The following is a 23,171-nucleotide window of genomic DNA, read 5'->3' as shown; positions in this document are numbered from 1 at the left end:
GCGACCGGATGTGAAGGGTCTCACTCGATTGTGAGACCCCAGTGAGACCCCCGTCCGGCGACCGGTCGCACCGGGACACCTTTGCTACTGACGAAACCGGCTGGATGCCAGTGGAATTGAAAGGAGGAAGTGCACATGAACACGACATCCAACACGATGGGCTGGGCGGCGCGGCCGGTTTCATCGGATCGCGACGGGGGTTGAGATGAGCGAAAAACATGACCGTGCAGAAGGTTTCAGAATACCAACGGTCGTCGAGTCGGGCCGGGATCGTCTAGTGCGGGCCGTCGAGGATGTCACCGGCTCACCTGCCGGAGGAGCGTCCGGATTGTGGCGGGTATCGCCGGCGCGGCCGGATGCCGTACGTGGCGTTGTCCACGAGCAGGTAGGGGCAGACCGTGCGGTCGTCGTGGCAGGCACGTTGGAGCGGCGGCTGCTGCTGATCGAACGTGAAGACCGCTCGTGGACGGTCGCGGATCTGTCCGGGCAGCCGCATCGCTCCCGGGTCTGGCCGGAATGGACGCACGGGCATCTGGTGATCACGGACCCGGACGTGTGGCTGACGACGGCGACGGTGACCGACTACGGCCGCCACCGGCTCACACGGCCGCGGCTGCTGTTGGCGGCGCTCTATCATCCGGAATACTTCCCGCTGCCGAGGTTTTCGCTCGCGATCTCCGATCTGGCCCGCGCTGCTCGCGCATCGTTGCTGGGCGAGGTCGAGCTGATGGACATGCAGCTCGGCGCCACCGTCGAGGACATCCTCGACCGCATCCGGGCGGGGGTGGACGTGCTGGGGGTGTCGATGACGTTCGGGCAGCACGACCTGGCGACACGCGTCTTGGACGAGGTGACGGCGATGGCCTCGCCGCCGATGGTCCTCGCGGGCGGATCACTGGCAGTGCGTAACGAACGGCTGCTGCTGGACCGCTATCCGGATCTCCTGGTCGCCCGTGGTGCCGGGGAGGCCACGATCGCGGATGTGATGGCGTGCTGGCACGGTGATCTCGACATCGACCAGGTCCGCGGGATCGGGTATCGGGGCGCGGCCCGCGGGGAGGGCACGCTGATGATCGGGAGCCGGCCTCGGCACACCGCCACGGTCGGTAATCGGACGCAGACCGACATGTGGCCCGAACTCGACCTGCTGGGTCCGACGTTCGAGCGCAAGGGTGTGGCACAACTCGAGTCGTCTCGCGGCTGCACGTCGTCGTGCTCGTTCTGCCCGCGCGGCCATAAGGGGCACTGGGCGGGTGCGGCCCCGCAAGCACTGCCCTGGATTCTGCGGGAGATGGGGGCGGTGTTCGATCGGCACCCGGAGGTGACCCGGACGGTGTATCTGGTGGATGAGGAATTCGTCGGCCGGGACGCGGACGCGGTATCTCGCGCGTTGGCTGTCGCGGATACCCTAGCCCAGCAAGGGTTTCGGTGGGAGACCTCGTGCCGGGTGGATCAGGCGGTCCGGCTCGACTGCGATCGTGGCTGGCATATCGACCGTGGCCACATGTGGAGGGGCCTGGTCGAGCGAGGGCTTCGCCGGTGCCTGTTCGGTGTGGAATCGGGTGTCGACAGCGTGCTGGAGCGTTTCCACAAGGACACGACCGGAAGGCAGAACGCGTTGGCGATCCGGACATTGACGGCGCTGGGGGTGCCACCGCGGTTCACCTACATCACCTTCGACCATCTGATGGACGAGGACGAACTACGGGCCACCGTCGCGTTCCAGGGCCGCACGGATCTGCTGCTGCACGCGCAGCCGCAGTTGAGCGTCGCCGAGATCATCGACGGCGTCCGCAATGAGGAGTGGGTCGCCACACACGCCACGGGTGAGCCGTTCCACACCGCGATCAGTTACATGCTCGTGGGGATGGAGTGCCTGATCGGCGCGGCCTACACCCGCAAAGTCCACGCTGCGGGGCTGACCGGTGATCCGGATCCGTCGATGGGCCGAGTAGCTGCCCGATACGCCGACTGGCGTATCGGTGTCCTCGCGCGCTGGGGCCAGTTGTGGATCGACCGCAATTTCGCCTTGGACTACCTGGCGAAATCGCTGGAGAAGATCCTCGACCGCGACACCCGCCCCTACCATCTGGTGCGGCGGATACGGCGAGTCCTCAAACACGCCGCCTACCAGCTGCTGGGCTCGATGATCGACCTGCTCGAGAGGATCGGCATCAACGACGAGCCCCGCGCGCTGGAGCTGGAATGCGCCGAGATCGCCGACACCCTGATCGCCGGCCTGCGTGAGGAGATGGCACGGGGGCTGGCCGACGTTCTGCCGGCACTGTCGGCGGAGCATCGCGAGCTGCTGGACCGCGAACACCGCCGGTGGGCGAACACGAGCACGTGGACGCTGATCAACTCCGCAGACCCGTGCGGCACCTGAACACCGAAGGAGGACGACGATGCCGGGACTTGCCACGCGGCGGCTGGCCGGGCTCGACACCGAGGTATCCGCGATCGGCGCCGGATGCTGGACGATCGGCGGACCGGCGTCCAACGACGGCGTCCCGATCGGCTGGGACGACGTGGACCCCACCGCCGCGTACGCGGGTCTGGTGGCCGCCCACGAACAAGGCGTCACACTGTTCGACACCGCCGACGTGTACGGGCTGGGCCACAGCGAACGCCTCCTCGGCACCTTGCTGCGCACGATCGACAGATCGCGGGTCGTCGTGTCGAGCAAGGTCGGCTACTACTCCGGAAACGGCACGCACCCGTACGCGGCGGCACAGATCATGCGTCGATTCGCGTCCACGCTGGACAACCTGGGCACCGACTACCTCGACCTGTACGCCGTGCACAGCAGTGACTTCGGCGCCGACGACCACTACCTGCCGGAGGCGGTCACCGTGCTGGCCGATCTGCGCGCCCGCGGCCTCATCCGCGCGGTCGGCATGCGCGCCCCACACGTGTTCGCCGAAGAATGGGCCCACGGGAACAGCCCGCACGCAGCGGCGACTGCCCGGTTCTTGCAGCTGTTCGACGCTATTCGTCCCGACGTACTCACCGCCCGCTACAACCTGCTCAGCCCGATCTATCGCCCAGGCGAAACCGACATCTTCACCTTTGGGCAGCGCCACGGTGTCGGTATTTGCGTCAAACAGGCCCTCGGGCAAGGCTTGCTGGTCACAGCTCGTCTCGACCCGGATCGGCAGTTCAGCAGCGGTGATCATCGCTCGCGTGATCCGGGCTTCCGCCCCGTCGCGGTGCGTGAACTGCGACAGCGCCTGGCACCTCTGCGCGGCCTTCGGGTGCACTCGCACGGACCTGGCTCGTGTTGCCGTGGGCTACGTCGTTCACCATGCCCCGGATTCACCGATACTGGTCGGGTTCCGCGACCCCGGCCAGATCCGCACGACCATATCCAGCCTCGACCGTCCACTGTCGCAACAAGAGTTCGATGACATCCGCACACTGCTGCACCCCGGTGCAGCCGAAACGACTGAAGGGTGACAACCATTGCAGTACATAGAAATCGAGAGGAAGTACGCCCTGCCCGATCCCGGTCCGCTGCGGGCGAAACTCGCAGAACTCGGTGCCAAACCCGCGGGTCCGAGCAGACGGCAGATCGACGCCTACTACAACGCGCCGCATCGTGACTTCCTTGCCCCCGAGGCGGTTTCGGAGTGGTTGCGGTTGAGGACCGCCGACGACGGTGCCTCGCTGAACTACAAACGCTGGCACCCGGTCGACGTTCGGGTCAAAACTCATGCCGACGAGTACGAGACACCGGTCGGTGACGCCGAAGCCGTGCGACGTCTGCTCATCGCACTGGACTTCACACCGATGGTCACCGTGGACAAGACACGCGAAACCTGGCGGCTTCCCGAGGTCGAGATCGTCATCGACCACGTCGCCGCAGCAGGTGACTTCGTCGAGTTCGAGTTCAAAGGTGACGCGGAAGACGTCACCGACGCCACGGCGACACTCGACCGATTCATCACCGACCTGGGAATCGACCTCGGCGACACGATCAATCGCGGCTACCCGCACATGCTCCTCGACCGCGACCACTGACCTGCACGACCGCTCAGCGGAGCACGCCGGCAGCGGGGAGATCCACATGCGTAGCGAGCTTGCCGAGGAAGCGGCACATGGCCGGATCGAAGCGGTCCGGGTGAGCCCATTCATCGGGGTCGTCGACAGCGAACCAGCGCAACTCCCGCGCCTCGCGGGGATCGCGTACCAGGGGCATGTGCTCGCGGCCGTCCAACAGGATCCATAGCGTCACATCGGTGTGGATGTGTCGCCCCCAGGTCTGGGTGACGGTCAGGAATACGGGTGCACCATCAGGGTGTCTCGGGTGGAATGCCGGGTCGATGCCCAGCTCCTCGCGAGCCTCGCGCAAGACGGCGTCACGGGGATCTTCCTGGTCTTCGACGTGCCCTCCGGCTGGTAGCCAGCGTTCGGCGTTGACGTGATCGGTGAGCAGCAGCTTTCCCGCGCCGGAATCCAGCATGACGGCATTGACGCACAGATGCGGGTCCGGGATGGCCGGGCGCTGTGTGCGGAACAACGGCGCTCCGGAACCGATCCAGTCCATCGCGAAGTCCTTGGCCTGCTGCTCGATCGCGTCACCGGCGTGAATACCGGACACAAGGTCGCGAACGATCCGGCGACTCGGGTCATCGGTCAGCGGCACAAACCCTCCACGGCTACTCGACGGCACACGACAGGAGCGTGGGCCGCACAGTAGCAGGGAAGCGGCAGGGTCAGCAGGGTGCGGCAGCGTCAGTTCGCCGAAACAACATGCGGCATCGACCGCGACAAGCTGTCAGAACGGGGCTCGCCGGTGGTATCGGTGCTATTTGATGTCGAACTCGCCGTCCGCTATGCCCTTGGTGGACGCGTCCCATTCGTCGGCGGTGTACACCAACGTTGCGCCCTGTCCGGTCACGGTGGCTCCGCCGTCGTCGTGGACGGTGGTGGTGACGGCTTCGGCCGACTCGCCGGAGATTGTGCTCCGGGCAAGTTCGAGGAAGGTGGCCCATTCTGCCGACGACACGGAGACGATCGGCTGGTCCCTGGCGGGGCCGGTGTATTTGCTGTCGCGTATGTGCACGGTCTCTTCGTCAAATCGGATCTCGACGCATGATTGGGTTTCATTCGATCGAGAGGACTTGAACCAAGGTCGCTTCCCGGCCGAGTGCCTGCGACATCGCTCGATCTGCCCACCAACATCTTTCGGGACAAATGCAATGCGATCGTGTGGCAAACTCCTGCTCCGCGCACTGGGCCCCGTTGAAGCTGCTTACTTCTTGAGGCTTTGTATGACCCGTTCGGGTGGGGCCGCCCAATCGTCCTTGTAGCCGACCAGGGCCTCGTATAGCTGTTCGGAGGCGATAGCAAGCTCCGATGGCAAGTTCGAGCACTTGAGCGTCGTTGAGACCTCGTGCATTTCGGTGTTCCACCGCCAAGCTCGCGCGGCGGCTCCGGAGAGACCGTCGCGGTCGGCGAGTACGTCGGCTCCGATCCTCGTCGCTTCGGCCACGAGTGCGTGCGTGACGCCGTGGGCATCGGCGAGTCCGTGGGCTACTGCGGCCAGCAGCCTGGCTGTTCGCTGGAAGGAGATGAGCGCCATCTTCAATGCGCTTGCTGCACCGATGGTTTCGCTGACCGGGTCAGCATCCAGTCCGGCGTCCTCGAGTAACTGACCGACTACACCAACGGCGTGGTCGGGCCCGGCGAGGAACAGCTTCGCGGAAGGGGTGTCGCGAGGAGGTGGCCCGGAGATTGCGGCATCGACGACGCGTGCTGATCCCATCGTGGCGGTGATTTCGAGCATCTGTTGCGGGCTGATGGCATTGGCGTCGACGTACAGTCCCGAGTACTGGTGCTGCGCAACCGTTTCGGCTACTGCGGGTGCGGCGGCCGCGGGGCAGATCGAGAACACGACTTCGGCCTGACCGAGAAGTTCGCCGATGTCGTGGGTGGCGGTGAGATGGGCGGCGTTAGCTCGCTGGAGCGTTGTTGCGCTTCGATTCTCATCGTTCCATAGGACGGTGTGTCCGGCCTTGACCAGTCGCGCGCCGATTGCAGCGCCCATGTTTCCCGGGTGCAGGAGGGCGATGATCATGACGATGCTCCGGGCTGGAGCGCGCGGAGACTGGTGACCGGGGAGTCTTTGATCCGATCGCGCAGCCCGAGCGCCAGTGTGGATGTTTGGAAGTAGGGCCGCTCGAGCTGAGTACTGATCTGGTTGAGTCGACGTCCGACGCTTTCGATTCGGCGTTGTCCACCGGTTTCGAGTACTTCCTCGATCTGGATGGCGGCGCCATCGAGATCTCGCTTGTTCAGCCGGGCAACCGCGAGATCGAGTCGGGCGAGGGACATTTCGCCTATTCGCCGTTGTTCCAGTTGGTCGGCTTCGTAGAGCTGAAGGGATTGCTCGGCAAGGTGTTCGGCTTCGGAGAGGTTGGCGCTGCCACCGAGCCAGAGCCGGGCGTTGGCGGCGGAATACAACTCCTTGGCGACCGGGAACTCCATCATTCCGCCAGGTTCGTCGGGGCCACGCATGGTTTCGCGCGCCACCGCTGCGCGGGAGAGCGCCGTCTCAGTGGCTTTCGGGTCGCGCATCCGGGCGCGGGCTCGCGCTTCGATGGAGGCGAGCCGGACTCGTGCGGTTCCTGTTTCCGGCGCGAACGCCCATCCCTGGTCCGCGAGGTCGGCGGCTGTTCGGTACTGGTCGTCCCAGTAGGCCATGAGAGCTTGAAGTCCGCGTACCCATGCCCGTAAAGCGTTGTGCTGGGCAACCTCTCCACAGAGGAACGCGGTGCGGGCCTGCGTTTGGGCGGCTGGAAGGTTTCCGAGGTCGAAGGACGCATTAGCGAGGACGGCACAGAGAGTTCCGGCGATCACATAGAGATCCTTGGAAAGCTCCGGCGGCTGGCGTCCCTCTAGGAGTCGGAAGGCTCGATCGCGCAGCATCCGCAACTCCAGGAACAACGGGCCGATGGGTCGGCTGGGGTATGCGCGGACAATGCGACGTAGATCGGCATGGAACTGCTCAAGTGTGTGTGGTCCGACATTGGATTGCTCTGCGAACTCTCCGAACGCGGCGGACTCTGCTGCCGCCATGGCGGTCATCTCCTCGATCTGTACTCCGAAACCTGTGTTGCCATCCCATCCTCCGACACTTCGCGGATGAGTACTGGGGAGGGGCACGCATACTTCGGGGACAGACGCTGGTTGTTCCGGAACGGGCTTGCCGAACAAGTCCTCGACTCGCACGCCCTCGTCCTTGAACATCTCCTCCAGCACGCGACACGACATTGGGCGAGGAAGGTTGACCAGCGAACCCGTGATCCAGCGCCGTGCCTGCGGCCACGAGATTTCCAGCTTGTCATTTGGTGCGATCGTGGCAGCGGTCGCGTTGTAGGCGGCGACAAAATCCCGGGTCGTGAGTCGCTTCTTTTTGACCAACTGCTCCAGACGGTTACGAGCTGCCTGATCGTCCACCGCGAACACGTCCTCTCTCGACGTTAGGGATCGCATGGTTCGTGTCGTTGTGTCACCCAGGCTACGGATTCGATGGTGTTCACGGTGCGTGCGATAACCAAGCGATGACCGAATGATCACCGAACGATCAGCCCATGAGCGGGATCTCTGACTGAAGATTTAGACCCACCAGAGCAGGCACATATGCATGGGCCCACCTTTCGGGGTGACCACAGTCTGGAAGTAGGTCGAGATGTCGGTACACGTAGTTGGCGGGTCGTTGATGACCAGCGATCAGACCGAGCATCAAGCGAAGAGTGTGGGTGACGGCGGCTGGGTGGTCTCCTACCTGCCGGGCCGGACTTTGACGATCAACCAGGCGGCGGCGGCGATGCGGGCGGCCGAAGCGGTTGCGGCGGTTGAGGCCCTGGCCGGTCAGGTCGGCCTCACTGCGATGGAGACGGCTGGACTGGCGATCCGGGAGGCTCCGTGGGAGCCCCAGCAGAGGCAGTCAGAGCGAACGAATGTCTGGATCTTCCGGACCTCACGAAGGCGGGAGGTGCGGTGATGTTCGAAGGCTGTGAGTCTTGGCCCCGGCTGCCGGGCCTACCGCACCACACCATCGACCCGGGGGCCGGAACGATGACCGACGATCGAGCAGCACAACAACGCAGGCAGACGGCAATTGACGCCCGGCCGGCATCGATCGGCCTGTTGCGTCCCGACGTGTCGGGCCTGGACGGGCCGCGTCACGCGGTCGCGCTACGCCGCCACGCTGAGGCGGTGCTGGGGTACCGGTACATCTACACCATGCGGCCTCCCGTCGACGTGGCCGATCCGGTCGGGTTCGCCCTGAACTTCGTGATCGGCATGAACCTGACGCTGGCGGCTCTGGTCGTGTTCGACCTGACCACGGTGGATCATTCGCCCGCGCGGGTGTGCGAGGTGTGCGACCTCGAAACCGTGTGCCCGCCCGAAACGTGGGCACGGGCCAGGCTGCGTGACCCGGACGCGCACGGGTTCCCCGATCACCCGCTGTCGGTCGACGAGGCAGCGCGGGACATGCAGTTGCACATCGACTGTTCGGTCCTGCGCTGTCAGCGTAAGTCCACCGCCTACGGCCGGTTGGTGGCCGCCGGGCGGCTGGTACCGCAAGTCACCACGGCCGAGGAACGTGCCCGCGAGCGCGGCATCCCGGTGCCCGACGACGCCGTGCCTGCCGGTGGTGTCGCGTTGCTGGCCGAGACCACGTAACCGGTTGTGCGGCCAGGGATTCCGGTATGGGCGACGGCGAGCACTGGACAGAGGTCGACGGATTGCAGGCGTTGTGGCGTTCCACGCACGACACCAGCAGGGAGATCGAGGTGATGACTGTGCACGACACTCGCGAGAACCCGGTGATCGATGTGACCTTCCCGCCGGGTACCGATCTGGCCGATGCCCGTGAGCGGCAACCGAAGTGGGAGCGGTTGTGGAATGCGATCCGCGCCGAGTTCTGGGACGAGCACACCCCGGCTCCCCGCCGTCCGCGTGCGATCGAGAGGTGGGGCCATTGAGTACCGACGACTACATGCAGTGGGCGGTGGTGACCGTCAGTGGTTCCTGCGACCGGCATTCCGGTCCGTGCCCGACCGGTGTGTGGGGGCCGTACTCCACGCTGATCGACGCCGAATCGGCTGCCGCGTGGACCACTCCAGCGCTTGTTCCGCATGTCGTGCCGTACTGGCCTCGCGACCATTCTCGGCGGCTACCGCCATCCACCAACTGATATCTATCCCATCGACTGGAAGGTGTTCTTCCGCACCATGTTTGGTCACTCGTTGCCCCGGCGGGTGTGTGGCTTCACGTATCCACAGATCCGGGTGCTGCGTGAACTCCACCGCGCCAGCAAGCCGCTGACCGTCGACGCGCTCGCATCAGCGCTGTCGCGCCGTCCTGCGGCCGTCCAGTGGTCCCTGGATGTGCTCGGACAGAAGGCGCTGATTCAGCAGAGAAAGCTACCCGGCAGTCCCCGGCCGCCCCGTCCACCGGTCGCGGCGTGGGAACTCACCACTGCCGGACGCACTCAGCTACGGCGCATCGAAGACAGCCTCCGTGCCCGCAAGGCCCGGACAGCCACACCGGGCACCGACGGACCGTGACCGGCGGTCGTGACCGTGGCGGCAGTAGTAACCGATGCTGTGCGCTGGCCGCACCGGCTGTGACCGAACAAGCACGCGCACAGGATGATTCGAGAACGGGAGTGGTGACGACACGACGTGGGGAGGAGGGGAATTCTGGTGGGATCGGTAACCGATGGGGCCGGTCACGGCCGCCGCTTCCATTGGTGGGAATTACGGCCTCCGGACGTAGTGGACGAACTGTTGCGTATCCACCGCAATTGCTGGCCCGGCCACGGCGATACCGAGACGTCGTGTACGGCGAAACGCTCACTGATGGAGATCCGCCGAATGATGGGGCGCCGCCACCACGCAATGCCGCTATCGGATTCCGGCCGGGTGCGCGATTGCGAATACGAGGACACAGCCGACTCTGGGAACCAAGGTTCCGGCACCGCATGTCGCGGTGTCGTGCCTTTTCCCGGGAGCGAAAGGAACGACAAGGATGTCGAACACCGGGGTTCGCCCAGCGCCGACGAGTCTCGATTCGTCGATGCCGACCTCGGCGCGCATGGGCAACTATCTGGCCGGGGGAAAAGACCACTATGAGGTCGATCGTGTCACCGCCGAACCGATACTGACCGCCGCGCCGGACACCCGCACCGCGGCCCGTCACAGCCGGCAGTTCCTCACCGACGCGGCGCGCCGCGCCGCCGAGGCCGGGATACGGCAGTTCGTGGATCTCGGTGTGGGTTTCCCCCTCGCGCCGACCGTGCACCGGGCTGTTCACCAGGTGGACCGGTCCGCGCGTGTGGCGGTGGTCGACTTCGATCCCGTGGTGATCACCCACGTGACCGCGCTGTGGGACCACGAACCCCACGTGACGGTGATCCGGGCCGATATCCGCGATCCCGGCGAGGTCATCGGCCGACTGCGCGCCACACCCTGGTTCGACCGCAAACAGCCGATCGCGCTGCTGGCCGTCGACGTCCTGCACTTCCTCACCGACACCGAGGACCCGGCCGGAATCCTCGCCCGATTCCGGCAGGCGATGGCCCCGGGCAGCTGGCTGGCGCTCACGCATGCCTCCACCGATACCGACGACGAGTTGAAACAGCAGATCACCGACGCCACCTGCGGCACCCCTGCCGAATGGGTCTTCCGGAACGCTCACGAGGTGGAGGAATTCTGCGACGGCTTCCACCTCCACGCTCCCGGCGTCGCGCCGATCCAGCGGTGGCTCGGCGGCGACCTTTCCGATACCCGGCTGGTCCTGTCCGGCGCGGTGTGCACGAAACGCGAGACAACCAACCGAGTGTGAGCAGGACACACCGGTATCCAGCGAGCGATCGTCACCACCATCACGCGCGAGCTGGCCAAGCACGAGTTCGCCGCCGAGGCCCGGCGCGCGCCGGGGGAAGGGAAAGGGGCGGTCTCAATGACCGATGAACGTCAGGGAGGAACCGAGGTGAGTTTCGAACCGGGCCGAGGCCCGTGGCCGCCGCTGCGGCGCGCGGTTCTCGATGCCATGAAGGATGGTGAACCTCATTGGGCCGACGAGCTGTACCACCAGCTCGGCCAGCCGCGCCGCAATGGTGTTGTCGCCACCCTGAACTGGCTGGTGCGACATGGGTTCGCCGTCCACAGCGGCTACGTCACGGTCGAGGACGGCCGCAGCGAGAGCAGACGCACGCTGACAGCGCAAGGGCTCGAGCACGCCAGGAATCTCGAGGCCGGATACGGCCCGTCCGACTACCGGGAGCCACCGATGCCGCTTGCCGACGCGACACGCACGGACGACGCGGTCGGTGCGGCGGTCATCGGTTCATCACCGAATACACGGCACCACAAGATAATTGGAGCACTCCCGAATGATCCGATGGCGTAGAGCCGATACCCGCAGTTTTGCTCGGTACGGCGCCGAGGCATGCGGCCTGACGGGCGGTGGTGTCTACCTGACCGGCACCGCTGCGGACACCTACGGGCCGTGCCAGCAGTGCCCTCACGAGACCGAGGCCGCCTCGCAGACGGTAACCGTCTTCCGGGTGCAGGCTGTCCCGTGGTGGCTGACGGTCGAAATACACTGCTGCACAGGCAATCACAATCTGTTGATCGCCCGAGGCACCAACGCGCTGATCCGACCGGCGCGTCGGCCGCGGAGTGCCGCGCCCGTGCCCGAGTCGCCGCTGGATCGCGGCGGATTCCCGCATCCGTTCGAGGTGATCGGCCTCATGGGCAGGATCGGTAGGCGGCGAACGGTGATCGTCGCCGCGGAAACCGAACCTTATCTCGACTGCGTCGTCTGCTCGCGTCCCTACAGTGTCACGGCCTACGACGTGACCGACGGCATCCCGTCGTGGATGCGGCGGGTCGAACTCCAGTGGTGCACCGGCTGCGGAAACGGCCGGTTCTCGCCGACCGTCACGCAATGCTCGGTCATGACCGTGCCGGAGCGGCGCGGTGTCGTGCGACAGATCACCGACCGGGTCGGCCGGACCCTCGAATCATGGAGAGGGTGACTGGAATGCCGGAGAATCCGATGGGCCTCAACCGGTTCCGTAGCGAGATCGTCGAGGGATTGGAGCAGTCGACCGTCCGGGCGGAGAGCGGTGGACGTCATGGCTGAGCGTGGTTTCGACCGGGAGGTATTGCGGATCCTGTGCTCGGCCGATGGAGCCCGCAGTGCCGAGGACATCGCGAAGGTAGTGGGTCGGCCCACAGCGGCCGTGCGTGCGGCAGCGGTGCGCCTGACCTCGCGCGGCATGCTCCGGGAAACGGTCGCCTTCGCGCTCACTGCCGACGGTCACAAGCTCATCGGCGCACCCGAACGTCGGCGGGAGCGCACTCGCCCGCAGGTGCGGCACATGTCGGATCTGCGGCACGGCGCGCGGACGATCGTCGAACTGGTCGGCGGTCGCGAGCGTGGTGCCACGACCGGCGCGCAGCGATGTCTCGGGACGCTCGAGGGCCTCGGGTACGTGTGCCGTGTGACGGCATGGCAACCCACGATGGCCGGGCGCTGGGAGGTCATCAACACATGATCGCCGGACTCGTGCTCGAGTACGCCGGGCAGGTCCCGGTCGTCTATTTCGGATACGGGGCACTCGGCGCGCTGGTCGAAGGCGGCTTCTATCGGTGGCCGTTACGTCTTCGGCTCTCGTATGTCTGCGGCTGGCCGTACTACAAGCTCGGCCAGCGTGTCCTGGATTACCGGTGTCGGGCGTGCAACGGCCGGGGGGACCGGCTTGGACGGTCGGCACGTGTGCCGGACGTGCCGAGGCAGCGGGGTGGACGGGCGCGACCGGTGATCAGCGATCTGTCCTGCTGGCGGCCGGACGAGTGGATGACGTTGCGCGCGTTGGCGAATGTGCGCGCGGCGTCGGTGCCGGACCTGACCGGCGGACGGTTGCACGTCTCGGTCGCCCGGACACTGATGGTCCTGCACATGCTCGGATTCGCCGAGACCGGTACCGCCCACCGCGACGGTCGTGTGAGGCCGGTGTGGTGGCTGACCGGCGACGGATATGCCCTCTATCGGCAGCTCGCTACGAAAAACCATGCAACAGAAAGGAATACAACGTAACCCCCGATCCGCCGTCCCTCGAACCGCCTGTTCCGCCGTACGGATCACGACCCTCGACGGCCATCGCGACCGACAACGAACACACGGTGTCGATAGAGGAGTAATTCCCTTGTCCTGCAAAACAATCGCGGCTCAGCCGAAACAGGCCGCGACCGACATCATGGAGTACATATCCCGATGACGAATTCCTTGCCGACCGTGATTCAGCTGACCACAGCGATGCGTGGTGACAATCCTGATGATCCGATCTCGACCGCGATGCGCGCGATGTACCCATGCCAGCAACAGCGATACACGTCGCTGGCGACACTCATGGATCCCAATCCGGGTGACGCCGCCGCACGGGCCGCCGCAGCCGAACGGCTGGCCGCCGCGATGGCAGAGACGGCACGATGCATTCACGCCATCGACCGCCACATCTCCACTGTGCCATTGAACCCGGCCCGGGAGGCCCAGACCTCCCCGTACACGATCGGAGAATGGGCTGCCGCGAGGGCGTATGTCGCCATGCTCTCGCATGCCGAAAGCAGCACAGGAAGCAATTACGGCAACGCCGCCCGGCTCGGGAAGCTGTACGAAGCCTACGACGTGGCCCGTAGTTCCCTGCTCGTCGGCACTGCCCGGCTGCCGGAGCGCGCGTCCACTCCCGGGACGATACTTCCCGATGTCGCCCGCACCAGCTGCCCGCCGATCGTGCGCCCCGCGCCGACTACGAACCTGAACAGGAGTGATCGGGCTTGGACGACAAGGTGACATTCGAGACGCGTGAGCAGATCGCCGCCGCACCCACAGGGACAGTGCTGCGAGCCGCGGCCGACGGGTAGGGGCGGCGCGTACCGAAGGAAACCGGCCGCTGGGCACGACCACCAAGTCTGTTTCCGGAAACTCGCGGCAACACCCGATAACGGCCATAGACTTCGGTACATGTCATCCGAACGGGCGGGCGAGGTGATCCGGCTGCTGATAGCCGAGGATCACCCGATGGTCGCCGTGGCCCTGGAGTCCGCCTTCGAACTCGTCGACGACGTCGAGATCGTCGGGGGCACGGGATCTGTCGCCGATACCGTCGACGCGGTGGACCGGGTGCGCCCGCACGTGATCCTGCTGGATCGCCGGCTGCGCGACGGTGACGGCGTGGAGGCGATACCGGCCCTGCTCGCGGCCTCCCCGGGCGTGCGGGTCCTGGTGTTCACCGGCTACGCCGACCGCGCCATGGCCGATCGGGTGGCCGAGGTCGGTGGCGCCGGCCTGATGCTCAAGAGGGGGCTGTTCGACGATCTGCTGGTCGTGATCCGCCGCGTGGCCGCGGGACAGGACTGCTTCGATGTCGACCTCAGGCAGTGACCGGAACTCGGGACGAAGGCGGGAACCGATGGTCCAAGGCGTGGCGGTCACAGGGCGGGCGGGTGGCGACGACGAGCGGCGGGTGGGCGGTAACGACGAGCGCCTGCAACCACTGCTGGACGGTCTGAAGGCCGTCCGCGACGGCGACTTCGGTCGTTCCCTGCCGCAGGTGGGCGATCCGGTGCTGGACGAGATCGCCATCGTGTTCAACGGCATGGTCGATCAGCTGGCGCTGTTCACGACCGAGGTCATCCGGGTGGCGCGGGAGGTCGGCACCGACGGCAAGCTGGGCGGCCAGGCGTCGGTCCCCGGTTTGTCGGGCACCTGGAAGGACCTCACCGACTCGGTGAACGCGATGGCCGACAACCTCACCGCCCAGGTGCGCGATATCGCCGGCGTCGCCACCGCGGTCGCGGAAGGCGATCTGTCGCAGAAGATCACGGTCGACGTCAAGGGCGAGCTGCTGGAGCTGAAGAACACCATCAACACGATGGTGGACCAGCTGTCGGCGTTCGGCGACGAGGTCACCCGCATGGCCCGCGAGGTGGGCAGCGAGGGACGGCTGGGCGGTCAGGCGCAGGTGCCCGGCGTCTCGGGCACCTGGCGCGATCTCACCGAATCGGTGAACATCATGGCGGGCAACCTCACCGCGCAGGTCCGCTCCATCGCGGAGGTCACGACCGCCGTCGCGAAAGGCGATCTGTCGCAGAAGATCACGGTCGACGCGCGGGGCGAGATCCTCGAGCTCAAGAACACCATCAACACGATGGTGGACCAGCTGTCCGCATTCGCCGACGAGGTCACCAGGGTGGCCCGCGAGGTGGGCACGGAGGGCCGGCTCGGCGGCCAGGGGCAGGTGCTGGGCGTCTCGGGGACCTGGAAGAGCCTGACCGAGTCGGTGAACTTCATGGCCGCCAACCTCACCGACCAGGTCCGCTCCATCGCGCAGGTGGCCACCGCCGTCGCGAAAGGTGATCTGTCGCAGAAGATCACCGTCGAGGCGAAGGGCGAGATCCTCGAGCTGAAGAACACCATCAACACGATGGTGGACACGCTGTCCTCGTTCGCCGACGAGGTGACGCGCGTCGCGCGGGAGGTCGGCACCGACGGCCGGCTGGGCGGCCAGGCCGATGTGAAGGGGGTGTCGGGGACGTGGAAGGGCCTGACGGAGTCGGTGAATGTCATGGCCGACAACCTGACCGATCAGGTCCGCTCCATCGCCCAGGTGACCACCGCCGTCGCGCGCGGCGACCTGTCGCAGAAGATCCGGGTGGACGCCCGCGGCGAGATCCTCGAGCTGAAGGAAACCATCAACACGATGGTGGACACGCTGTCGTCGTTCGCCGACGAGGTCACGCGGGTGGCGCGGGAGGTCGGCACCCAGGGGCGGCTGGGTGGCCAGGCGGACGTGAAGGGGGTGTCGGGGACGTGGAAGGGCCTGACGGAGTCGGTGAATGTCATGGCCGACAACCTGACCGATCAGGTCCGCTCCATCGCGCAGGTGGCCACCGCCGTCGCGAAAGGCGATCTGTCGCAGAAGATCACCGTCGAGGCCAAGGGCGAGGTCGCCGCGCTCGCGCAGACCATCAACACGATGGTGGACACGCTGTCGGCGTTCGCCGACGAGGTCACGCGCGTCGCGCGGGAGGTCGGCACCGAGGGCATGCTCGGCGGGCAGGCCCGCGTGCCGAACGTCGCCGGCACCTGGAAGAGCCTGACCGACAACGTCAATTCGATGGCGGGCAACCTGACCAGCCAGGTGCGGTCCATCGCGCAGGTGACCACCGCCGTCGCGCGCGGTGACCTGTCGCAGAAGATCGACGTCGACGCCCGCGGCGAGATCCTCGAGCTGAAGACCACGATCAACACGATGGTGGACACGCTGTCGTCGTTCGCGGCCGAGGTGACCAGGGTGGCGCGGGAGGTCGGCAAGGAGGGCCAGCTCGGTGGCCAGGCCGAGGTGGAGGGCGTGTCGGGGACCTGGAAACGGTTGACGGAGAACGTCAACGAGCTGGCCGGGAACCTCACCCGTCAGGTGCGTGCCATCGCCGAGGTGACCAGCGCCGTCGCCACCGGCGATCTCACCCGGTCCATCTCGGTGGAGGCCAAGGGCGAAGTGGCCGAACTGAAGAACAACATCAACGCGATGGTGCAGTCGCTGCGCGAGACCACCCGCACCAACGAGCAGCAGGCGTGGCTCAACACCAACCTGGCGCGGATCTCCGGGCGGCTGCAGGGCCACCGCGATCTCAGCGCCGTCGCCCAGCTGATCATGAACCAGGTCACCCCGCTGGTCGGCGCGCAGTACGGTGCGTTCTTCTTCATCGAGGCCGACGGCCGGCACGAGCGGTTGCGGCTGATCGCCGGGTACGGGCGCAACGAGGACGGCACGATCTTCGACCTCGGGCAGTCGCTGGTCGGGCAGGTGGCACAGACCAAGACGGCGATCGTGGTCGAGCAGACGCCGCTGGACTACGTGCGGATCTCCTCGGGTCTGGGCGCCGGCCGCCCGGCCAGCCTGATCGTGCTGCCGATCGTGTTCGAGGACCAGGTGCTCGGCGTGATCGAGCTGGCCTCCTTCGGCACGTTCACCGCGGTGCAGCGCGACTTCCTGGAGCAGCTGATGGAGAGCATCGGCGTCAACGCCAACACGATCATGGCCAACGCGCGCACCGATTCGCTGCTCGAGGAGTCGCAGCGGCTGGCCGGGGAGTTGCAGCAGTCCAACGCCGAGCTCGAGGAGAAGGCCGAGCTGCTGGTCCGGCAGAACCGCGACATCGAGATGAAGAATTTCGAGATCGAGCAGGCGCGCCAGGAGATCGAGGAGCGCGCCCAGCAGCTGGCGCTGGCGTCGAAGTACAAGTCGGAGTTTCTCGCCAATATGTCGCACGAGTTGCGCACTCCGCTGACCAGCCTGCTCATCTTGGCCGGGGTGCTGGCGCAGAACGCCACCCGGAACCTGACCGCCAAGCAGGTCGAGTTCGCGCGCGTGATCCAGTCCGCCGGAAAGGATCTGCAGCAGCTGATCGACGACATCCTCGATCTGTCGAAGGTCGAGGCCGGCAAGATGGACATCCGCACCGAGCCCGTCCCACTGCGGCAGCTGCTGGGCTACGTGGAGACCACCTTCCAGCCGCTGACCATTCAGAAGGGTCTCGCCTTCGAGGTCGACGTGGCCGGCGACGTGCCCACCCACCTCGATACCGACGAGCAGCGGCTGCGTCAGGTGTTGCGCAATCTGCTGTCCAATGCCGTGAAGTTCACCGAGCAGGGCCGGGTCCGGCTGGAGGTGCGACGGCGGGGAGACCGGATCGCATTCTCGGTGTGCGACACCGGGATCGGCATCGCCGAACAGAATCTGGAGACCATCTTCGCGGCGTTCCAGCAGGCGGACGGCACCACCAGCCGGCGGTACGGCGGCACCGGGCTCGGCCTGTCGATCAGCAGGCAGGTGGCCAATCTGCTCGGCGGCGACATCCGCGCCGAGAGCAGCCTCGATGTCGGCAGTACGTTCACGCTGTACCTGCCGATCCAGCCGCAGCTGGAGGCGCCCGCCGAAGCGCGCACCCAGCCCGAGTCGGTGGCCCGGTCGGCGCTGGTGGTCGAGGACCCCGGCGAGCGGCCGCTGACCCGGCTGGTGGATGCGGTGGTGGCCGAGCTCGCCGATACCGCCGGGCCCGTGCGGATCGAGTCGGTGGGGACGGCCCGCGAAGCGCTCGAGGCGGTGGCGTCGTGCCAGTGCGTGCTGGTGGATGCCAGCCTGGAGGTCTGCACACCGCAGTTCCTGGACACGTTGCGGGCCGCGGCGGGACAGGGCGTTCCGATGCTGGCGCATCCGGTGCGGGGGCTCGATGCCGAACGGTCGCGGCGGATCGAGGAGACCGCCCGCGCCCACGGGGTGGAGTTGCTGGCGTCGCCGGAGGAGTTCCGCGAGCGGTTCATCCTGCTGTCGGCCCAGCCGCCACAGGCCGAGGCCGTCGTGCCCGCCCGCCGCACCGGGTATCCGCGCCTGCAGGGGCGGCGGGTCCTGCTGGTCGACGACGACGCGCGCAACGTCCTGGCCATCGCGGGCATTCTCGAACTCAACGGCATGGCGGTGGACCACTCCGCCAACGGCCGCAAGGGGATCGAGGCCCTGCAGCAGGACCCGGACGTGGACGTGATCCTGATGGACGTGATGATGCCGGAGATGGACGGCTACGCCACCACCGCCGCCATCCGCAGGATGCCCCGCTTCGACCGGCTGCCCATCATCATGGTCACCGCCAAGGCCATGTCCGGCGACCGCGAGAAGAGCCTCGCCTCCGGCGCCAGCGACTACATCACCAAGCCGGTCGACCCCGACGAGCTGCTCGGCTGCATCGACCGCTGGTTGTCCCGCACCCCGAAGGGTGCCGACCCCGACGCCGTGGACACCCTCGACGCGGTGTTGCCGCCGCAGGGCACCTGAAGGTTCCGCTGCCCCTCGACTGTCCCCTGTCGACGGCGGACACCCCTCTCGACTCGTGGGCTGTCGCCCCGGATGTCTGCCGCATGCGGTGCTGCTGTGACCGGTCGTCATCGGGCTCGGGTCGAATGTGGCTCTGCGGCAACCGGTGTCCCTCGACTGTCCCTTGCCGACGGCGGACGAGTCGCTCGGCCCGTGGGCTGTCGCCCCCGGATGTCTGCCGCATGCGGTGCTGCTGTGATCGGTCGTCATCGGGATCGGGTCGAATGTGGCTCTGCGGCAACCGGGTTCAGGAACGGAGTGACTGCCGTACCCGGGCCGCCTCGCGGGCGAGGTGGTCGCGCTCGGGGACGGTGGTGGCGGCGCGGGAAGCCTCGGCGTACAGGTCGGCGGCCTGTTCGAGTTCGCCGGCGCGTTCGAGGAGGTAGGCGCGGACCGCGGTGCGGCGGGGCAGCCCCGGGGACGGTGAGCCTGCGTAGCCGGCGGGGTGGGTGAGTTCCGCGTCCAGTTCGGCCAGGGCGGCCAGTCCGGCTCGGGGGCCGTCGGCCTCGCCGACCGCCACCGCGCGGTTCAGCCGCACTACCGGGCTGTCGGTGCGGAGCAGCAGTTCGTCGTACCACTCCACGATCTGCACCCAGTCCGTCTCGGAGGTGCTCGGGGCGTCGGCGTGCAGGGCGGCGATCGCGGCCTGGGCCTGATATTCGCCCAGCCGGTCGCGGGCCAGCGCGGCCTGCAGAATCGTCACCCCCTCGGCGATGAGTCCGGTGTCCCAACGGGATCGGTCCTGTTCCGCGAGCGGCACCAGGCACCCGCCCGGGCCGGTGCGCGACGCCCGGCGAGCGTGATGCAGCAGCATGAGGGCGAGCAGGCCCGAGACCTCGGGCTCGTCGGTAGCGGCGGCGAGCTGGCGGGTGAGGCGGATGGCTTCGGCCGCCAGGTCGACATCCCCGTTGTAGCCCTCGTTGAAGACGAGGTAGAGCACGCGCAGCACCGTCGCGAGGTCGCCGGGCCGGTCGAGCGGCAGCCCCGTGATTCGCCGCTTGGCCCGGCTGATCCGTTGCGCCATGGTCGCTTCGGGGATGAGGTAGGCCGCGGCGATCTGCCGGGTCGTCAGGCCGCCGACCGCGCGCAAGGTCAATGCGACGGCCGCCCCGGGCGACAGGGTGGGGTGCGCGCACAGGAAATACAGCCACAACGTGTCGTCCGTGCCGGGCACCGGACCGGACGGCGGCTCGACCTCCACGGCGAGTTCCCTTCCCCGCCGGGATGTTTCGGCGCGGGCGGCATCGAGGAACTTGTGCCAGGCCGCCGCGACGAGCCACCCCTTGGCATCGCGCGGCGGGTCGTCCGGCCATGTCTCCAGTGCCCGGATCATCGCCTCCTGCACGGCATCCTCGGCCGCGGCGAAGTCCGCTCCGCGGCGGACGAGGACGCCGATCACCGCGGGCACGAGTTCGCGCAGCAGTGCTTCGTGCAGCGGAGCGGCCATCAGCGCCTCACTCGGTCACCGTGTGGCACTCGGTGAAGAACGGTCGTACCTCGAGCCATTCCTGGATCGGCTTCCCTCCCGCGCCCGGCGCCGCGGACAGCTCGGCGGCCAGTTCGAGCGCTCGCTCATAGGTCTCGACGTCGATGATCGTCCACCCGGCGATCAGGTCCTTGGTCTCCGCGAACGGGCCGTCGGTGACGGGCGGGCGGCCGGCGCCGTCGGAGCGGACGAACGTGCCCTGCGGGGACAGAGCCTGACCGTCGACGTACTCGCCGGTCGCCTCGAGTCGCTCGGCGAAGTCCTCCATGTACTGCACGTGGGCCGTCACCTCCTCCGGTGCCCACCGGTCCATCGGCACGTCGTTCACCGGCGCCGGCGCGCCCCGGTAGTGCTTGAGCAGCAGGTATTTGGCCATGATGTTCTCCTCGGTTCGTCAGGCCCATTCTTGCCGGGTCGATCGGTTCAGGGACGGTAAGAGGCGAGCTTGCGGAGCCGTGGGGTGGGTAGGTTCAGGGGACGGTGAGCGGCGGAGCTTGCGGAGCCGCGGGGTGGGTAAGTTCAGGCGCGCTGACGCTCGGCTCGCCGCCGGATCAGCTCCTCGACCGCGGTGGGCAGGGTGGTGTCGAAGTCGATCAGCTTCACCCAGGTCGGAGTGATCACGATCCGGACCATGCCGTCGTAGAGCGAGCGGACCTCGGCCTCCCATTCGACGCGCTGCTCGGGGGTCATCTCGTAGCTGCCGTTCATCTGCAGGTACTCCTCCGGGATGCCGTCCACCACGTCCAGCTCCGCCCGGCCGCGGATGAGCAGGATCTTGGGCGGATGCACCTCGGTGTCGATCGTCAGCGCGACCTCGGGGTCGTGCCGCAGGGCGGGCAGCTTCGGGGCGTTCGTCGAGGTGCAGACGACGATCTCGGAACCGTTCCAGGCGAAGCCGACCGGGATGTTGCGGGGTGTGCCGTCCTTGGCGACGTAGGCCATCCGGAGCAGGTCGCGGGCCAGGAGTTCCTGGCTGATCGGGAGGTTCAGGATCGCGGTGATCTCGTTCGGCTGCATGGTGGTCGCTCCTTCGGTGTGAGGCCCGTTCGGCCGCTCGTACCCCTGGGACGGAGCCGCCCGTGCGTTCTCGACATCCATGCCGCGGGATTTCCGGATTTTTTCGCGGCGGGGCGGAACGGCCGGTACTCGGGTCGCGCGGTGGCCTCTGGAATGGGGGAGCCGTGGCCGCTGTTGTCCCCGGAGTTCGGAGTCGAGTTGTTGAATCGGAAGGAATGTGCTCGATGACACAGGGATCGGCCGGAGCGCCCTCGGCCTACCTCGATGACTTGTTCGCCGAGTTCCGGGCGGGACCGCTCCGGCTGCGGAACCGGTTCGCGATGGCTCCGATGACGAGAGGGAAGTCGCCGGGCGGTGTGCCGAATGCGGAGAACATCGACTACTACCGCGACCATGCCGCCGGCGGCGCGGGCCTGATCATCACCGAAGGGACCTACGTCCGGGGCCCGGCGGCCGGGCCGGTCGAGGCGGTGCCCCGGTTCTACGGCGAGGACAGCGCCGCCGGCTGGCGGGCGGTGGCCGAGGCGGTGCACGCGGAAGGGGCCGCCATCGTCCCGCAGCTGTGGCACACCGGTGTCGAGCGCGGGGACGACCCCGGCTTCGAACCGGAGATCTCCTCGGTGAGCCCGTCCGGTGTGAACCACACCGGGCAGCGGGTGGGGCGGGCGTTGACGTCGGACGATCTGGACACGGTGGTCGAATCGTTCGTGGAGTCCGCGCGCCTGGCCGTGATGTGCGGCTTCGACGGCCTCGAGCTGCACGGTGCGCACGGGTATCTGCTCGACCAGTTCTTCTGGGCCGCAACCAATCACCGCCGCGATGAATACGGCGGAACGCTGCGGCAGCGCGCCGCGTTCCCCGCCCGCGTGGTGGCCGCCGTCCGGGAGGCGGTCGGTCCCGATTTCCCGATCATCTACCGCTATTCGCAGTGGAAGGGCACCGACTACACCGCCAGGATCGCCGACACACCCGGCGAACTCGAGGAACTGCTGACCCCGCTCGTCGAGGCCGGCGTCGATATCTTCCACACCTCACTGCGGCGGCACTGGATCGCCGAGTTCACCGATCACGCCGACGATCTGAGCCTGGCCGGCTGGACCAAGAAGATCACCGGACTGCCGGTGATCACCGTGGGTTCCGTCGGCGTGGACAGCGTCTTTCGCGGCGATCGGATCGATGAGGCCCAGGCCGACCGCTTTCGTGTGCTGCAACAGCAATTCGGCCGCGGCGAGTTCGACATCGTCGCGGTCGGGCGGGCATTGCTGGCCGACCCGGAATGGGTGAACAAGATGCGGGACGGCCGACTCGCGGAGATCACGCCCTTCCGCTAGGTCGCGGGCAGCGCCGCTCAGCGGGTCTGCACCGGCAGTGCGGTCGGCGGGTCTGCACCGGCAGTGCGGTCGGCGGGTCTGCACCGGCAGTGCGGTCGGCGGGTCTGCACCGGCAGTGCGGTCGGCGGGTCTGCACCGGCAGTGCGGTCGGCGGGTCTGCACCGGCAGTGCGGTCGGCGGGTCTGCACCGGCAGTGCGGTCGGCGGGTCTGCACCGGCAGTGCGGTCGGCGGGTCTGCACCGGCAGTGCGGTCGGCGGGTCTGCACCGGCAGTGCGGTCGGCGGGTCTGCACCGGCAGTGCGGTCGGCGGGTCTGCACCGGCAGTGCGGTCGGCGGGTCTGCACCGGCAGTGCGGTCGGCGGGTCTGCACCGGCAGTGCCGT

General features: G+C 67.2%; 23 protein-coding genes. 16 read left to right on the top strand and 7 right to left on the bottom strand.

Annotation, left to right across the window (positions count from 1 at the left end):
• Positions 1 to 409 precede the first annotated feature (409 nt).
• The 3 genes from D892_RS0136655 to cyaB are packed head-to-tail and all read left to right on the top strand — an operon-like array spanning position 410 to position 4,020.
• Positions 410 to 2,386 (top strand): radical SAM protein, encoded by a 1,977-nt coding sequence (locus D892_RS0136655; RefSeq protein ID WP_198037079.1) that lies wholly within the window; start codon positions 410 to 412, stop codon positions 2,384 to 2,386.
• A gap of 19 nt (positions 2,387 to 2,405) precedes the next feature.
• The gene (locus D892_RS43055; RefSeq protein WP_051499341.1) at positions 2,406 to 3,407 is read left to right on the top strand and encodes an aldo/keto reductase; all 1,002 of its coding nucleotides are present in this window, start codon (positions 2,406 to 2,408) and stop codon (positions 3,405 to 3,407) included.
• Between the two features lie 55 nt (positions 3,408 to 3,462).
• A complete protein-coding gene (gene cyaB, locus D892_RS43050; RefSeq protein ID WP_024806018.1) occupies positions 3,463 to 4,020 on the top strand; it encodes a class IV adenylate cyclase in 558 nt (185 codons plus the stop codon).
• 13 nt (positions 4,021 to 4,033) lie between these two features.
• Here cyaB and D892_RS43045 read toward each other — a convergent pair whose 3' ends face one another.
• The 4 genes from D892_RS43045 to D892_RS47335 all read right to left on the bottom strand — a co-directional run bounded on the left by D892_RS43045 (position 4,034) and on the right by D892_RS47335 (position 7,461).
• Positions 4,034 to 4,645 carry an NUDIX domain-containing protein gene (locus D892_RS43045; protein WP_024806017.1) on the bottom strand — a complete coding sequence of 204 codons (612 nt, stop codon included), beginning with the start codon at positions 4,643 to 4,645 and terminating at the stop codon, positions 4,034 to 4,036.
• Positions 4,646 to 4,807: 162 nt separating this feature from the next.
• Positions 4,808 to 5,218 (bottom strand): DUF397 domain-containing protein, encoded by a 411-nt coding sequence (locus D892_RS49320; protein ID WP_024806016.1) that lies wholly within the window; start codon positions 5,216 to 5,218, stop codon positions 4,808 to 4,810.
• 36 nt (positions 5,219 to 5,254) lie between these two features.
• Positions 5,255 to 6,079 carry an NAD(P)-dependent oxidoreductase gene (locus tag D892_RS0136630; protein ID WP_024806015.1) on the bottom strand — a complete coding sequence of 275 codons (825 nt, stop codon included), beginning with the start codon at positions 6,077 to 6,079 and terminating at the stop codon, positions 5,255 to 5,257.
• The gene (locus D892_RS47335) at positions 6,076 to 7,461 is read right to left on the bottom strand and encodes a hypothetical protein (protein ID WP_156959855.1); all 1,386 of its coding nucleotides are present in this window, start codon (positions 7,459 to 7,461) and stop codon (positions 6,076 to 6,078) included. The genes D892_RS0136630 and D892_RS47335 overlap by 4 nt, the downstream gene beginning before the upstream one ends.
• 262 nt (positions 7,462 to 7,723) lie before the next feature.
• Here D892_RS47335 and D892_RS0136620 point away from each other — a divergent pair, with 262 nt between their 5' ends.
• From D892_RS0136620 to D892_RS43030, 12 genes are all read left to right on the top strand, one after another.
• A complete protein-coding gene (locus D892_RS0136620) occupies positions 7,724 to 8,008 on the top strand; it encodes a hypothetical protein (RefSeq protein ID WP_232236253.1) in 285 nt (94 codons plus the stop codon).
• Positions 8,009 to 8,082: 74 nt separating this feature from the next.
• Positions 8,083 to 8,694, top strand: coding sequence for a hypothetical protein (locus tag D892_RS0136615; RefSeq protein WP_024806012.1), 612 nt, complete (start codon positions 8,083 to 8,085; stop codon positions 8,692 to 8,694).
• A 26-nt stretch (positions 8,695 to 8,720) separates the two neighbouring features.
• Positions 8,721 to 8,996 (top strand): hypothetical protein, encoded by a 276-nt coding sequence (locus D892_RS0136610; RefSeq protein WP_024806011.1) that lies wholly within the window; start codon positions 8,721 to 8,723, stop codon positions 8,994 to 8,996.
• 144 nt (positions 8,997 to 9,140) lie between these two features.
• A complete protein-coding gene (locus D892_RS0136600) occupies positions 9,141 to 9,581 on the top strand; it encodes a MarR family transcriptional regulator (protein WP_036567739.1) in 441 nt (146 codons plus the stop codon).
• Positions 9,582 to 10,044: 463 nt separating this feature from the next.
• Positions 10,045 to 10,860, top strand: a complete 816-nt coding sequence (locus D892_RS0136595) for an SAM-dependent methyltransferase (RefSeq protein WP_036567736.1) — start codon at positions 10,045 to 10,047, stop codon at positions 10,858 to 10,860.
• Positions 10,861 to 11,007: 147 nt separating this feature from the next.
• Positions 11,008 to 11,427, top strand: a complete 420-nt coding sequence (locus D892_RS0136590) for a hypothetical protein (protein WP_024806008.1) — start codon at positions 11,008 to 11,010, stop codon at positions 11,425 to 11,427.
• Between the two features lie 283 nt (positions 11,428 to 11,710).
• The gene (locus D892_RS0136585) at positions 11,711 to 12,058 is read left to right on the top strand and encodes a hypothetical protein (RefSeq protein WP_156959854.1); all 348 of its coding nucleotides are present in this window, start codon (positions 11,711 to 11,713) and stop codon (positions 12,056 to 12,058) included.
• Between the two features lie 99 nt (positions 12,059 to 12,157).
• Positions 12,158 to 12,580 carry a hypothetical protein gene (locus tag D892_RS0136580; protein WP_156959853.1) on the top strand — a complete coding sequence of 141 codons (423 nt, stop codon included), beginning with the start codon at positions 12,158 to 12,160 and terminating at the stop codon, positions 12,578 to 12,580.
• The gene (locus tag D892_RS0136575; protein ID WP_024806005.1) at positions 12,577 to 13,122 is read left to right on the top strand and encodes a hypothetical protein; all 546 of its coding nucleotides are present in this window, start codon (positions 12,577 to 12,579) and stop codon (positions 13,120 to 13,122) included. Before D892_RS0136580 ends, D892_RS0136575 begins: the two co-directional genes overlap by 4 nt.
• 177 nt (positions 13,123 to 13,299) lie before the next feature.
• Entirely contained in the window at positions 13,300 to 13,875 is a 576-nt protein-coding gene (locus D892_RS0136570) for a hypothetical protein (RefSeq protein WP_024806004.1), read from the top strand.
• A gap of 171 nt (positions 13,876 to 14,046) precedes the next feature.
• Entirely contained in the window at positions 14,047 to 14,466 is a 420-nt protein-coding gene (locus D892_RS43035) for a response regulator transcription factor (protein WP_051499337.1), read from the top strand.
• 40 nt (positions 14,467 to 14,506) lie between these two features.
• Positions 14,507 to 18,916 carry a HAMP domain-containing protein gene (locus D892_RS43030; protein ID WP_232236252.1) on the top strand — a complete coding sequence of 1,470 codons (4,410 nt, stop codon included), beginning with the start codon at positions 14,507 to 14,509 and terminating at the stop codon, positions 18,914 to 18,916.
• A gap of 286 nt (positions 18,917 to 19,202) precedes the next feature.
• Here the strand turns inward: D892_RS43030 and D892_RS0136555 are convergent, their stop codons facing one another.
• The 3 genes from D892_RS0136555 to D892_RS0136545 all read right to left on the bottom strand — a co-directional run bounded on the left by D892_RS0136555 (position 19,203) and on the right by D892_RS0136545 (position 21,458).
• Positions 19,203 to 20,390 (bottom strand): RNA polymerase sigma factor, encoded by a 1,188-nt coding sequence (locus D892_RS0136555; protein ID WP_024806003.1) that lies wholly within the window; start codon positions 20,388 to 20,390, stop codon positions 19,203 to 19,205.
• 19 nt (positions 20,391 to 20,409) lie between these two features.
• The gene (locus D892_RS0136550; protein ID WP_024806002.1) at positions 20,410 to 20,817 is read right to left on the bottom strand and encodes a YciI family protein; all 408 of its coding nucleotides are present in this window, start codon (positions 20,815 to 20,817) and stop codon (positions 20,410 to 20,412) included.
• A gap of 143 nt (positions 20,818 to 20,960) precedes the next feature.
• The gene (locus tag D892_RS0136545; protein ID WP_024806001.1) at positions 20,961 to 21,458 is read right to left on the bottom strand and encodes a pyridoxamine 5'-phosphate oxidase family protein; all 498 of its coding nucleotides are present in this window, start codon (positions 21,456 to 21,458) and stop codon (positions 20,961 to 20,963) included.
• Positions 21,459 to 21,682: 224 nt separating this feature from the next.
• Between D892_RS0136545 and D892_RS0136540 the strand changes: the two genes are divergently transcribed.
• A complete protein-coding gene (locus tag D892_RS0136540) occupies positions 21,683 to 22,789 on the top strand; it encodes an NADH:flavin oxidoreductase (RefSeq protein WP_024806000.1) in 1,107 nt (368 codons plus the stop codon).
• The last annotated feature ends 382 nt before the right edge of the window (positions 22,790 to 23,171 follow it).

The sequence above is a fragment of the Nocardia sp. BMG51109 genome (assembly GCF_000526215.1).
GTDB lineage: Bacteria > Actinomycetota > Actinomycetes > Mycobacteriales > Mycobacteriaceae > Nocardia.
Note: the sequence above shows the minus strand (reverse complement) of the source record. Positions and strands in the feature narration are given on the sequence as shown.